Annotated in this window: 13 protein-coding genes; 9 read left to right on the top strand and 4 right to left on the bottom strand. The window is 71.9% G+C overall.

What is annotated here, in order from left to right; genetic code table 11:
- Positions 1-37 precede the first annotated feature (37 nt).
- Positions 38-415 (bottom strand): peptidase inhibitor family I36 protein, encoded by a 378-nt coding sequence (locus IAG42_RS24640; protein WP_188339138.1) that lies wholly within the window; start codon positions 413-415, stop codon positions 38-40.
- 144 nt (positions 416-559) lie between these two features.
- On the bottom strand, positions 560-2,176 hold the full coding sequence (locus IAG42_RS24635) for an MFS transporter (RefSeq protein ID WP_188339137.1): 1,617 nt from the start codon (positions 2,174-2,176) through the stop codon (positions 560-562).
- A 122-nt stretch (positions 2,177-2,298) separates the two neighbouring features.
- Here IAG42_RS24635 and IAG42_RS24630 point away from each other — a divergent pair, with 122 nt between their 5' ends.
- From IAG42_RS24630 to IAG42_RS24620, 3 genes are all read left to right on the top strand, one after another.
- On the top strand, positions 2,299-2,928 hold the full coding sequence (locus tag IAG42_RS24630) for a TetR/AcrR family transcriptional regulator (RefSeq protein WP_449657189.1): 630 nt from the start codon (positions 2,299-2,301) through the stop codon (positions 2,926-2,928).
- 130 nt (positions 2,929-3,058) lie between these two features.
- The gene (locus tag IAG42_RS24625; protein ID WP_188339136.1) at positions 3,059-4,246 is read left to right on the top strand and encodes an alpha/beta hydrolase; all 1,188 of its coding nucleotides are present in this window, start codon (positions 3,059-3,061) and stop codon (positions 4,244-4,246) included.
- 91 nt (positions 4,247-4,337) lie between these two features.
- Positions 4,338-5,195 carry a DUF4429 domain-containing protein gene (locus tag IAG42_RS24620; protein ID WP_188341580.1) on the top strand — a complete coding sequence of 286 codons (858 nt, stop codon included), beginning with the start codon at positions 4,338-4,340 and terminating at the stop codon, positions 5,193-5,195.
- A 6-nt stretch (positions 5,196-5,201) separates the two neighbouring features.
- Here the strand turns inward: IAG42_RS24620 and IAG42_RS24615 are convergent, their stop codons facing one another.
- Positions 5,202-5,654, bottom strand: a complete 453-nt coding sequence (locus IAG42_RS24615; protein ID WP_188339135.1) for a MerR family transcriptional regulator — start codon at positions 5,652-5,654, stop codon at positions 5,202-5,204.
- A gap of 116 nt (positions 5,655-5,770) precedes the next feature.
- Between IAG42_RS24615 and IAG42_RS24610 the strand changes: the two genes are divergently transcribed.
- Both IAG42_RS24610 and IAG42_RS24605 read left to right on the top strand, forming a co-directional pair.
- Complete coding sequence (locus tag IAG42_RS24610) at positions 5,771-6,238, top strand: GNAT family N-acetyltransferase (protein WP_188339134.1); 468 nt, start codon at positions 5,771-5,773, stop codon at positions 6,236-6,238.
- A gap of 4 nt (positions 6,239-6,242) precedes the next feature.
- Positions 6,243-7,058 carry a serine hydrolase domain-containing protein gene (locus IAG42_RS24605; protein WP_188339133.1) on the top strand — a complete coding sequence of 272 codons (816 nt, stop codon included), beginning with the start codon at positions 6,243-6,245 and terminating at the stop codon, positions 7,056-7,058.
- A gap of 5 nt (positions 7,059-7,063) precedes the next feature.
- Here the strand turns inward: IAG42_RS24605 and IAG42_RS24600 are convergent, their stop codons facing one another.
- A complete protein-coding gene (locus IAG42_RS24600) occupies positions 7,064-7,720 on the bottom strand; it encodes a pirin family protein (RefSeq protein WP_223206148.1) in 657 nt (218 codons plus the stop codon).
- A gap of 92 nt (positions 7,721-7,812) precedes the next feature.
- Between IAG42_RS24600 and IAG42_RS24595 the strand changes: the two genes are divergently transcribed.
- The 4 genes from IAG42_RS24595 to IAG42_RS24580 all read left to right on the top strand — a co-directional run bounded on the left by IAG42_RS24595 (position 7,813) and on the right by IAG42_RS24580 (position 11,432).
- A complete protein-coding gene (locus tag IAG42_RS24595) occupies positions 7,813-9,045 on the top strand; it encodes a PucR family transcriptional regulator (RefSeq protein ID WP_188339131.1) in 1,233 nt (410 codons plus the stop codon).
- 99 nt (positions 9,046-9,144) lie between these two features.
- A complete protein-coding gene (locus IAG42_RS24590; protein WP_188339130.1) occupies positions 9,145-10,059 on the top strand; it encodes an ACP S-malonyltransferase in 915 nt (304 codons plus the stop codon).
- An 18-nt stretch (positions 10,060-10,077) separates the two neighbouring features.
- Positions 10,078-11,109, top strand: a complete 1,032-nt coding sequence (locus IAG42_RS24585) for a ketoacyl-ACP synthase III (RefSeq protein ID WP_188339129.1) — start codon at positions 10,078-10,080, stop codon at positions 11,107-11,109.
- A 74-nt stretch (positions 11,110-11,183) separates the two neighbouring features.
- Positions 11,184-11,432: an acyl carrier protein gene (locus IAG42_RS24580; protein ID WP_018530896.1), complete on the top strand. Its 249-nt coding sequence runs from the start codon at positions 11,184-11,186 to the stop codon at positions 11,430-11,432.
- Positions 11,433-11,499 lie beyond the last annotated feature (67 nt).

Here is an 11,499-nt window from a genome sequence, read left to right as displayed (position 1 = left end):
GGCCCGCCCCCACCGGGGCCGCAGACAGCTACGGACCTCAGTTCTCCCAGATTTTGAAAGCCCGTACTCGGTACGGGCTTTCGGGCTCGTACGTGCCGCTGCCGGGGTAGGTCTGGAACTCTCCGGTCTCGGCGCAGGACGCGGACTGGTACGTGGTCACGGGGCGGCCCGTGCGGTTGGCGAGGGAGGACGCGCTGACGCCCGGTGGCAGCGCGGTGCAGCTCTCGATGTCGGTGCCGGACAGTTCGTAGACGTGCCGGGCGCCCTTGAAGTCCTGCTTCGACCAGAGGCAGAGCTCGCCCTTGGCGCAGGCGCCGAGCGCGGGCGGGGCCGCCGCCGTGGCCGGGCCGCCGGTGAGGGCCGTGGCGGCCAGGGCGAGCGCGGAGACGGTGAGCGCGGTCGTGGATGTACGCATGGGTCAACCCCCTTGGTGTGCCGATCAGTTGCCGGGCCGACTCTGGCGGCCTTGATCGACTTCGGGGAAGGGGCCGGCCGGGTGCGTCACCCGGATAAGCGAAAGCCCCCAGGGAGAACCCTGGGGGCTTGACGCGGGGCGCGGTCAGATGTGGGCCGCGCCGGCTCCCGCCTCGGCGTTCTCGCCGCGCTTGGTGAGGAGCGCGACCAGCACCGCGAAGGCGGCGACGGCGGCGGCCACCAGGCAGGCCAGACCCATCCCGGACATGAACGTGTCGTGCGCGACCTGCGTGATCTGCGCGGCGACCGGGGCCGGGGTGCCCGGCGGGACCGGGGCGACGCCGACCTGGACCGCTTCGGAGACCTGGTCGAGCTGGGCGGGCGGGAGCTCGGGGAGCTTGGCCGCCGCCCAGTTGCCCGGCAGGTCGCTGTCGACCTTGGAGGCCATGACGGCGCCGAGGACGGCCGTGCCGAGGCTGCCGCCGATCTGCATGGCGGCCTGCTGGAGTCCGCCGGCGACACCGGACAGCTCCATCGGCGCGTTGCCCACGATGACCTCGGTGGCGCCGACCATGACCGGGGCGAGGCCCAGACCGAGCAGGGCGAACCAGACGGACATGACGCCGCTGCCGGTGCCCGGCTCCAGCGTCGACATGCCGTACATGGCGATCGCGGTGAGCGCCATGCCGCCGGCGAGCGGGATGCGCGGGCCGGCCTTGGTGATCAGGGCTCCGGCCAGCGGGGAACCGACGATCATCATGCCGGTGAGCGGCAGCAGGTGCAGACCGCTGTCGATCGGGCTCATCCCGTGCACGTTCTGGAGGTAGAACGTCACGAAGAACAGGCCGCCCATGAAGGCGATGGCCATGAGGACCATCAGGACCACACCGGCGGACAGCGCCACCGAGCGGAACAGGCCGAGCGGGATGAGCGGCTCGGAGACGAAGTTCTCCCACACCGCGAACAGCAGGAAGCAGAGCACGGAGCCGGCGATGAACGCCCAGGTGAGGCCGTCGCCCCAGCCCCAGGTCGGGGCCTTGATGAGGGCCCAGACGAGACAGAACATCGCGCCGGAGAGCAGCAGGATGCCCAGGACGTCGAAGGAGCGCGGCGCGTTCTGCGCGCGGTGGTCGAGCAGGATGAACAGGCCGAGGACGAGGGCGATCACGCCGACCGGCACGTTGATGAAGAACACCGACTGCCAGCTGACGTGCTCGACGAGCACACCGCCGAGGATCGGGCCGCCCGCGGTGGAGGCGCCGATCACCATGCCCCAGATGCCGATCGCCATGTTCAGCTTCTCGGCCGGGAACGTGGCGCGCAGCAGGCCGAGCGCGGCGGGCATGAGGAGCGCGCCGAACAGGCCCTGGAAGACGCGGAACGTGATGACGAACGCGATGCTGTCGGACAGTCCGATGGCGCCGGACGCGGCGGCGAAGCCGACCACGCCGATGAGGAAGGTCTGCCGGTGACCGAAGCGGTCGCCGAGCTTGCCCGCGGTGATCAGGGTGACCGCGAGGGCGAGGAAATAGCCGTTGGTGATCCACTGGACGTCGGCGAAGCTCGCGTCGAGCTTGTCCTGGATGACCGGGTTGGCGATGGCGACGATGGTGCCGTCGAGGGCGACCATCATGACGCCGATCGCGACGGCGAACAGGGTCAGCCAGGGGTGCCCCCGCAGCCCCCTGGCCGGTGCGGGGTCCGGCGCCGCGGCGGGTTCCGGTATCCGGTCCGCCTTGTCGATGGTGATCCGACTAGTCATGCGGGACACGCTAGTGACAGCCTCTGACAGTTGACAAAGCATTTCACAAGTCGGTAACTGTCAGGTCGCTCACACTATGCTGAACTGCGAGAACAGCCGGAGAGACGACCAGGGCGGCCGGATTGAACCTGCGTGAACTCAAGAAGGCGCGCACCCGGGACGCGCTGCTGCGAGCCGCGCTCGAGCTGTACACGACCCAGGGGTACGAGCGGACGACCGTCGACGAGATCGCCGAGCGCTGCGAGGTCTCCCAGCGCACCTTCTTCCGCTACTTCGCGAACAAGGAGGAGGCCGCCTTCGCCGTCCAGGAGATGGTGGAGTCGCGCTACGTCGCCGCCCTGCGCGAACGGCCCGCGCACGAGGGCCCCTTGGAGGCGCTGCGCGGCACGGTCCTCGGCACCTGGGACGACCTGAACCGCTCGATCGCGGAGGTCATCCCGGTCGAACTCCACATGCGCGCCTACCGGATGATCGAGTCGACGCCCGCCCTGCTCGCCGCGCATCTGCGCCGCTCCGTCGAGCTGGAGGAGCAGGTCGCGCGGGTGATCGCCGAGCGCGAGGGCGTCGACGTCGACGCCGACCCCCGGCCGCGCGTGGCGGTGGCCGCGTTCAGCGGCGTGATGCGGCTCACCGGGCGGCTGTGGGGCGCCGGCGAGGACATGAGCGTGGAGGCGATCAGGGCGCTCACCGAGTCCTGCCTCGACCAGCTCGGTCCCGCGCTCGGGGCGCGATGGCGCGGTGACGACGCGTGACACGGCGCCCCTACGCAACGTGAGGCCCTGACAGCAACTACGCCCGGTTTTACCCAAATACACCCCCGGAAACGTGATCTGCCTCACCCGCTGCACGGAGCGCGACGCGCTTCTCCTAGGGTGTCCCGCAGTGACTTCCTTCGACTCCTCCCCCCAACTCAACGTCTGGCGCGCGCTGCTCGCTCTGGCCGTCGTGTTCATCATGCTGGCGACCACCGGCTGGACGGCGGTGCGTCACCACCGGGGAGCCGACTCCCCGCTGCGGACCGCGCTCTCCTCCTGGGAGCACGGCCGGCTGAACGGACACGCCCTGCCCGCGCCCGACGGCTCCCCCACCCGCCTCGCGCACTTCTTCGCCTCGCTCACCCCCCACCAGCGCGGCCTGCTCGCCGACCGCTATCCCCTCGCGGTCGGCAACATGAACGGCGCGCCCGTCTCCCTGCGCTACCGCGCCAACCGGATCGCGCTCGACAAGGCGCGCGAGGTCGAACGCGGCCGCATCCACGACAACCGCCTGTCCGCGGTCGGTCACGCCGACGCCAAGGAGCGCATGAAGCGCTTCGCGCTGCTGGCCCGGCCCGACCGCAAGATCCTCGCCTTCGACCCCATGGGCACCGGCCGGGTCGCCGAGGTCTTCGGCGACCTCGACACGGCCCGCCGGGTCTCCGTCGTGGTGCCCGGCGTCGACACGACGGTGCTGACGTTCCAGCGCACCGCCCGCAAGTACTCCGCCCCCGTCGGCATGGCCCGCTCGCTGTACGCGGCCGAGCGCGAGGCCGATCCGACGGCCCGGACCGCCGTCATCGCCTGGGCCGACTACACGGCCCCGGCCGGGCTCGGCGTCGACGCGGCGACCTCGATGCGGGCGGACGACGGGGCGGTGCGGCTCAACGCGATGCTGCGCGGGCTGCCCGGCCGCTCCTCGGTCGCCCTGTACTGCCACAGCTACGGCTCCGTCGTCTGCGGGGTCGCGGCACGCGGCCTGCCCTCACGGGTCAGCGACATCGCGGTGGCCGGCAGCCCCGGGATGCGGGCCGCGCACGCCTCGGGCCTCGGCACCAAGGCCCGCGTGTGGGCCACCCGCGACAAGGACGACTGGATCGCGGACGTCCCGAACATGGAGCTCGGCGGCCTCGGCCACGGCGCCGACCCGGTCGCGTCGGGCTTCGGCGCGCGGGTCTTCGCGGCCGGCGACGCCCAGGGGCACACCGGGTACTTCGTGCCCGGCACGGAGAGCCTGCGGAACTTCGCGGAGATCGGGACTGGCGCGTACCGATCGGTGAGCTGTGCCGACGGGAACGAGGGCTGCCGGAAGTGATTTTCCGGTGCCGGCGCCTTCCGACGCGCGTAGAGAGCGGTGGAACAGTGGTCCGACGCGACAGGCGACGGAGGGACGCGTGCCGCATACGATGAGCCGCATGGGTGACGTACTGGCCGGATTTCATGCCGCCTGGGAGTTCGCGTCCGACTCCGTGCTCATCCGCTTCGAACGGGGGATCCGCACGCCGAGGCTGCTCCAGGCACTCGGCGAGCGCCGTATCCCGCTGGAAGCGATCACGGGGGTGACGCTGACGCCGGGCAAGCGCGGCACCGTCGTGCTGCAGGCGGTGCCACGACCGGGTGCCGACCCGCTGATGGACGCGGCGGCCGGGCAGCTCAAGGAGGGGTGCGACCCCTATCGCCTCGTGCTGCCCGCGGAGCGGGAGACGCTTGCCGAGTACTACGCGGACGAGCTGCGGGCGCGGCTCCTCGACGACGGGTCGGCCGCGGCCGACTTCCTGGTCGATCCCCCGAAGGCGCCGCTCCACTTCAAGGCGTACGACGGCAAGGCCACCTTCGACGGCGCCGCGGTGTCGTTCCGCTGGTTCTGGACGGGCGCGTCCTCCGCGAAGTGGAAGGCGGGCGACAAGACCTTCCCGGTCAGCGAGCTGAGCGGGGTCGAGTGGCGCTCCCCCGAGCTGTTCGAGGGGCATCTGCGCCTCGTGCCGCGGGACGCGGGGCTCGACGAGCGGCCCGGGCAGGCCGACCAGGACCCGGCCGCGGTCGTCTTCGGGCTCGGCTACGGTCCGGTCCACGAGTCGCTGCCGTTCGCCGCGTCCGTGCTGGCCGCCGTGCGCTCGGCGAGCCCGTCCGGGGCGCCGCCCGCCCGGCGCGACCCGGCGGACATCGCCGACCGGATCCGGCATCTCGGCGAGCTGCACCAGGCGGGGCTGGTCACGGACGCGGAGTTCTCCTCGAAGAAGGCGGAGCTCCTCGCGGAGCTGTGACCCGCGTCAGCCGTTCCCCCTGCCGTACAGGTCGATCTTGAAGTCGAGGACGGCGAGGGTGTCCTGGAGCTCGGCGATCCGGTTCAGCACGTCCCGGCGGGTCGACTCCAGCAGTTCCCGGCGCTCGTCGAAGGTGTGCTCGCCGAGCCGTACGAGCTCCGCGTACCGGACCATGTGGGCCACCGGCATCCCGGTGAGCCGCAGTTTGCCGACGAAGGCGAGCCAGTCGAGGTCGCGGTTGCTGTAGCGGCGCTGCCCGGTGTGCGAGCGGTCGACGTCGGGCAGCAGCCCGATCCGCTCGTACCAGCGCAGGGTGTGCGCGGTCAGTCCCGTGCAGGCGACGACCTCGCTGATGGTGTAGCGGTCCTGGCCGTCGGGCCGCGGATGCCCCTCCGGCGCCGAGGCACAGACGTCGACCTTGGTCTGGGTGGATTCGGGCGTGGTCTCCATCACCGTCATGACCCCACGCTAGAACCTTCGAGCGCACTCCAGGCAAGCATCCGGCGACACGCGCCGCCCGGCTCCGCGCCGAAACGCGCACGACAACCCGACCGGGCGTCGTTACGGTGCCGGTCATGTCTCTCGTCCGCCGTGCCGTCCCCGAGGACGCCGAAGAACTCGTCCGGCTCCGCAAGATCATGCTCGACGCGATGAGCCCGAGCCGGGACGTGGGCTGGCAGCCGGCCGCCCTCACCACCCTGCGCCGTCACCTCGCCTCCCCCGACGGGGAGTTGGCCGCGTTCGTGGTGGACGCCCCGGACGGTTCCGGGACGCTGGCCGCCTGCGCGGCGGGCAGCGTGCACCAGGGCCTGGGCGGTCCCGGGAACCCCGCGGGCCTCTCCGGTCACGTCTTCAACGTCTGCACGGATCCCGGGCACCGCCGCCGCGGCTACTCCCGCCACTGCCTGGAGGCGCTGCTCGGCTGGTACCGGGAGCGCGGCGTGCCCCGGATCGACCTGCTCGCGACCGCGTCCGGCGAGCCGCTGTACGCCTCCCTCGGCTTCGAGCGGACCCCCGCTCCCGCCATGCGGCTCACGCTTTAGGCTCGTGGGCATGGAGAGCCTCGCCTTGATCGAGAACTGGCCGGTGCCCACCGCCGCCGCGGCCGTCGTACGTGCCGACGGAAGCGTCCTGGGCAGCCACGGGCCGACGGAGCACCGGTTCCCGCTGGCCTCGGTGACCAAGCCGCTCGCCGCCTACGCCGCCCTCGTCGCGTACGAGGAGGGGGCCGTGGAGCTGGACGAGCCGGCCGGGCCCGAGGGGTCGACCGTGCGGCACCTGCTCGCGCACACCAGCGGGCTCGCCTTCGACGAGCACCGGGTGACCTCGGCGCCGGGCACCCGGCGGCTGTACTCGAACGCCGGGTTCGAGGTGCTCGGGGACCACATCGCGAAGGCGACCGAGATCCCGTTCGCGGACTATCTGCGGCAGGCCGTGTTCGAGCCGCTGGGCATGAAAGACAGCTCGCTGGAGGGGTCGCCGGCCAAGGACGGGGTGTCGACCGTCGCCGACCTCGTGCGCTTCGCCGCCGAGGTGCAGGCGCCGCGCCTGCTCGACCCGCGCACCGTCGCCGAGGCGATGACCGTGCAGTACCCGGGCACGAAGGGCGTCCTGCCGGGGTACGGGCACCAGAACCCCAACGACTGGGGGCTCGGTTTCGAGATCCGGGACCACAAGTCGCCGCACTGGACCGGCGGTTCGTCCTCGCCGCGCACCTTCGGCCACTTCGGCCAGTCCGGCACGTTCCTGTGGGTCGACCCGGCGGCGGGCGTGGCGTGCGTCGCGCTCACGGACCGCGCGTTCGGCCCGTGGGCGGCCGAGGTGTGGCCGCCCTTCACGGACGCCGTGCTCGCCGAGCTCTGACCGCCCTAGGTCATCTCCCAGACCAGCAGCTGGGCCGGTGTCGTCGCCAGCGCCTCCGGGCCGTCCTCGTCGGTGAGGCGCGCGGCGTCGCCCGGCGCCAACTCCGCGTCCCCGAGCATCACTTCGCCGTCCACCACGTGGACGTAGACGTACGGGGCCGCGGGCAGCCGGGTGCGCTCGCCCGCGGCCAGGCGCCGCACGTGCAGCAGCGCGCCCGCCTCCGGTACGTCGTACGGGGTGGAGTCGGCGATGCCGCGCACCACCTCGTAGCGGGGCTCGCCGCCGGGGTCGCGGGGCGCCAGCCACATCTGCAGGAAGGTGAGCGGCGCGCTGGTCGAGTCGTTGCGCTCGACGTGCCGGACGCCGCCGCCGGAGCTGAGGTGCTGCACGTCGCCGGGCCGCACGACCGTCTCGTGGCCCGCCGAGTCGCGGTGGGTCAGCTCGCCGCGCACGACCCAGGTGATGATCTCGGTGTGGCTGTGCGGATGCTCGGAGAAGCCGGCGCCGGGTCCGAGCCGCTCCTCGTTGCAGGCCAGGATCGCGCCGAAGCGCAGGTTGTCCGGGTCGTAGTGCGGGCCGAAGGAGAACGCGTGGCGGGACTCGATTCCGGCCTCGGGCTCGCCTCCCGGATAGCGCTCGCCCGCCCTGCGTATGTCTCTCACGCCTCCACGGTAGCCCGGCGTCCGCGGCCCGTACCGAAGTCCGGCAGGACCCTCCACTCCGCCGGGCCGCCCTGATAAGGCAGTCTTGTCCCGTGCCCCAATCGGAATCAGCGCAGCCCTCATCGAACGAACCGGCGGACCGCCACCCGGAAGCCCCTGCGGCGCCTCACTCCCACGAGGCGACCCTGAAGCGTCTGGAGAAGTCGTCCGGAGCGCTCGCCGCGCAGGCGATCACGCGCATGGACGAGATGCTGCCCTGGTACCGGGCCATGCCGCCGGAGAACCGGTCGTGGATCGGTCTGGTCGCCCAGGCCGGCATCGCCGCGTTCACCGAGTGGTTCCGGCACCCGGACGCCCCGCAGGCCATCTCCACCGACGTGTTCGGCACGGCCCCGCGCGAGCTGACCCGGGCGATCACCCTGCGCCAGACCGTGGAGATGGTGCGCACCACCATCGAGGTCATGGAGTCGGCCATCGACGAGGTGGCCGCGCCGGGCGACGAGAGCGTGCTGCGCGAGGCGCTGCTCGTCTACGCGCGCGAGATCGCCTTCGCGACCGCCCAGGTGTACGCACAGGCCGCGGAGGCCCGGGGCGCGTGGGACGCGCGCCTGGAGTCCCTCGTGGTGAACGCGGTGCTGTCCGGCGAGGCCGACGAGGGCGCCGTCAGCCGCGCCGCGGCGCTCGGCTGGAACTCCCCGGAGCACGTGTGCGTCGTCCTCGGCACCGCCCCCGACGGGGACAGCGAGCTGACCGTGGAGGCGATCCGGCGGGCCTCGCGGCACGCGAAGCTGCAGGTCCTGACCGGGGTGCTCGGCGACCGCCTCGTCGTCATCGCGGGCGGCAGCGACAATCCGCTGGCCGTCGCCAAGTCGCTGATCGGCCCGTTCGCGGCCGGTGCCGTGGTCGCCGGGCCCGTGGTGCCCGACCTGCTGGCGGCCACCCGGTCCGCGCAGGCCGCGGCCGCCGGCCTCAAGGCCTGCGGGGCCTGGCAGGACGCGCCGCGCCCCGTCCTCGCGGACGATCTGCTGCCGGAGCGCGCGATCGCGGGAGACCCGGCGGCGCGCGAGCAGCTGGTGGAGGAGATCTACAGACCGCTGGAGGAAGCGGGCTCGGCGCTCCTGGAGACGCTCAGTGTCTATCTGGAACAGGCGAGCAGTCTGGAGGGCGCGGCACGGATGCTGTTCGTGCACCCCAACACCGTTCGCTACCGGCTCCGACGTGTGACCGACGTCACCGGGTGGTCGCCCTCTGATGTCCGCTCGGCGTTCACCCTGCGCATCGCGCTGATTCTCGGACGGCTCGCCGACGTCGAATCTCAGCCGTAGTCAGGCATTGCCGTTTGTCGGGGGTCTACAATTCCCCCTTCGGTTCTTCGTCCCTGTCCCCACGGGCGGCCCGACCCGTCCCCAAGAGAGAGTGTGAGAGTGCTCGTACTCGTCGCTCCCGGCCAAGGCGCTCAGACGCCCGGCTTCCTGACTCCCTGGCTCGACCTCCCCGGCGCAGCGGACCGCGTCGCGGCCTGGTCCGACGCCATCGGACTCGACCTCGCCCACTACGGCACGCAGGCCGACGCGGACGCGATCCGTGACACGGCCGTCGCCCAGCCGCTGCTCGTCGCGGCCGGAATCCTCTCGGCGTCCGCGCTCGGTGACCTCGCCCCCGGCGCCGTGGCGGGCCACAGCGTCGGCGAGTTCACCGCCGCCGCGTTCGCCGGTGTCCTCGACGACACGGCCGCGCTGAAGCTCGTGCGCTCGCGCGGTCTGGCGATGGCCGAGGCCGCCGCGATCACCGAGACGGGCATGTCGGCGCTGCTCGGCGGCGACCCCGAGGTGACCGTCCCGCACCTGGAGAAGCTGGGCCTGACCGCCGCGAACGTGAACGGCGCGGGCCAGATCGTGGCCGCCGGCACGCTGGAGCAGCTGGCCGCGCTCGACGCCGACAAGCCCGAGGGCGTGCGCCGCGTGGTGCCGCTGAAGGTGGCCGGCGCGTTCCACACCGAGCACATGGCCCCGGCCGTGGCGACGCTGGAGGAGGCCGCCAAGGCGCTGGCCCCGGCCGACCCCACGGTCACGTACGTGTCGAACAAGGACGGCCGGGCCGTCGCGACCGGCGCCGAGGTCGTGTCCCGGCTCGTCGGCCAGGTCGCGAACCCGGTCCGCTGGGACCTGTGCATGGAGACGTTCCAGGAGCTCGGCGTCACCGCGCTGATCGAGGTGTGCCCCGGCGGCACGCTCACCGGCATCGCCAAGCGCGCCCTGCCCGGCGTGAAGACCCTCGCCCTGAAGACCCCCGACGACCTCGACGCGGCCCGCGCCCTGATCGCCGACGTTACGGCCTGAGAAGGAGATCCGAGCAGCATGTCGAAGATCAAGCCCAGCAAGGGTGCTCCGTACGCGCGGATCCTCGGCGTGGGCGGCTACCGCCCGACGCGGGTCGTGCCCAACGAGGTGATCCTCGAGAAGATCGACTCCTCCGACGAGTGGATCCGTTCGCGCTCCGGCATCTCCACGCGGCACTGGGCGAACGACGAGGAGACCGTCTCGATGATGTCGGTCGAGGCCTCCGGCAAGGCCATCGCCGACGCGGGCATCCGGCCCGAGCAGATCGGCGCCGTGGTCGTGTCGACGGTCTCGCACTTCGCGCAGACCCCGGCCATCGCGACGGAGATCGCGGACAGGCTGGGCACGCAGAAGGCCGCCGCGTTCGACATCTCCGCCGGCTGCGCCGGTTTCGGCTACGGTCTGACCCTGGCCAAGGGCATGATCGTCGAGGGCTCGGCGGAGTACGTCCTCGTCATCGGTGTGGAGCGGCTGTCGGACCTGACCGACCTGGAGGACCGCGCGACGGCCTTCCTGTTCGGTGACGGCGCCGGTGCCGTGATCGTCGGCCCCGCCCAGGAGCCCGCGATCGGCCCGACCGTGTGGGGTTCCGAGGGCGACAAGGCCGGCACGATCAAGCAGACGATGCCGTGGGACACCTTCCGTGTCGGCGACGTCGCGCAGCTGCCCCTCGACGAGTCGGGCAACGTCAAGTTCCCTGCGATCACGCAGGAGGGCCAGGCGGTCTTCCGCTGGGCCGTGTTCGAGATGGCGAAGGTCGCCCAGCAGGCGCTGGACGCGGCCGGAATCACCCCGGACGACCTGGATGTCTTCATTCCTCACCAGGCCAACGAGCGGATCATCGACTCGATGGTGAAGACTCTCAAGCTGCCGGAGCACGTCACGGTCGCCCGCGACGTGCGCACCACCGGCAACACCTCGGCCGCCTCGATCCCGCTCGCTATGGAGCGGCTCCTGGCGACCGGCGAGGCCAAGAGCGGCGACACCGCGCTCGTCATCGGCTTCGGGGCGGGTCTCGTGTACGCCGCCACGGTCGTTACCCTCCCCTAGGTGTCCCGCACCGGATCGTCAGGTCCGGACGGCACACCGCCCCACCTCTGGATACACACCGAAGGAGCGCCATCATGGCCGCCACTCAGGAAGAGATCGTCGCGGGTCTCGCCGAGATCGTGAACGAGATCGCCGGCATCCCCACCGAGGACGTCCAGCTGGACAAGTCCTTCACCGACGACCTGGACGTCGACTCGCTGTCCATGGTCGAGGTCGTCGTCGCCGCCGAAGAGCGCTTCGACGTCAAGATCCCGGACGACGACGTCAAGAACCTCAAGACCGTCGGCGACGCCACGAAGTACATCCTCGACCACCAGGCCTGAGCCGCCGGCTCAAGACCCTGAGGTCGGTCGCTCCGCCACCCGGCGGTGGCGCCGCTGAATCCCTCGT

The sequence above is a fragment of the Streptomyces xanthii genome, assembly GCF_014621695.1.
Lineage (GTDB): Bacteria > Actinomycetota > Actinomycetes > Streptomycetales > Streptomycetaceae > Streptomyces > Streptomyces xanthii.
Note: the sequence above shows the minus strand (reverse complement) of the source record. Positions and strands in the feature narration are given on the sequence as shown.

What these genes read in the sequence shown, in the direction of transcription:
- IAG42_RS24640 (WP_188339138.1), bottom strand. Translation starts at nt 415, where the DNA reads ATGCGTACATCCACGACCGCGCTCACCGTCTCCGCGCTCGCCCTGGCC.
- IAG42_RS24635 (WP_188339137.1), bottom strand. Translation starts at nt 2,176, where the DNA reads ATGACTAGTCGGATCACCATCGACAAGGCGGACCGGATACCGGAACCC.
- IAG42_RS24620 (WP_188341580.1), top strand. Translation starts at nt 4,338, where the DNA reads ATGAGCCGCATGGGTGACGTACTGGCCGGATTTCATGCCGCCTGGGAG.
- IAG42_RS24615 (WP_188339135.1), bottom strand. Translation starts at nt 5,654, where the DNA reads ATGACGGTGATGGAGACCACGCCCGAATCCACCCAGACCAAGGTCGAC.
- IAG42_RS24610 (WP_188339134.1), top strand. Translation starts at nt 5,771, where the DNA reads ATGTCTCTCGTCCGCCGTGCCGTCCCCGAGGACGCCGAAGAACTCGTC.
- IAG42_RS24585 (WP_188339129.1), top strand. Translation starts at nt 10,078, where the DNA reads ATGTCGAAGATCAAGCCCAGCAAGGGTGCTCCGTACGCGCGGATCCTC.
- IAG42_RS24580 (WP_018530896.1), top strand. Translation starts at nt 11,184, where the DNA reads ATGGCCGCCACTCAGGAAGAGATCGTCGCGGGTCTCGCCGAGATCGTG.